The organism is Microtetraspora sp. AC03309, assembly GCF_020826795.1.
Classification (GTDB): Bacteria; Actinomycetota; Actinomycetes; order Streptosporangiales; family Streptosporangiaceae; genus Microtetraspora; species Microtetraspora glauca.
In genome coordinates, this window is the sequence record NZ_JADDIL010000357.1 from 1 (window position 1) to 614 (window position 614).

General features: G+C 61.2%; 1 protein-coding gene. It reads left to right on the forward strand.

Annotation, left to right across the window (positions count from 1 at the left end; all coding sequences use genetic code 11):
- A partial coding sequence (locus IMZ11_RS43320) for a DEAD/DEAH box helicase family protein (protein WP_228649481.1) occupies positions 1–614 on the forward strand: 614 nt, incomplete at both ends.

The following is a 614-nucleotide window of genomic DNA, read 5'->3' on the forward strand; positions in this document are numbered from 1 at the left end:
GATCAACGACACCGATTCGGGAACAAGGAAATTCGGTCCTGGCCACTTCGACCTGGTGGTCATCGATGAAGCCCACCGTTCCGTCTACCAGAAGTACCGGGCCATCTTCGACTGGTTCGACCCACTGCTGGTCGGTCTGACCGCGACGCCGAAGGACGAGGTCGATCACAACACCTACCGCCTGTTCCGGCTCGAGGACGGCGTGCCCACCGATGCCTACGGGCTCGACGACGCGGTCAAGGAAGGGTTCTTGGTGCCCGCCGTGGGAATTGCCGGCGGAACAACGTTCCTCGACCGGGGTATCCGATACGCCGACCTGTCCGAGGACGAGAAAGACGAATGGGAGTCTCTGGACTGGGGCGACGACACTCCGGACGAAATCACCTCCGAGGAGGTGAACAAGGTCCTGTTCAACGAGAGCACCGTCGACATGGTGCTCGCCGACCTGATGGCCAAGGGACATCGCGTCGCCGCCGGCGACCGGTTGGGCAAGACGATCATCTTCGCCAAGAACCGCGATCATGCCGAGTTCATTGCCCGCCGCTTCGATAACCAATATCCCCATTTGGCAGGACATTTCGCTCGCGTCATCACCCACGGTGTCTCGCACGCAC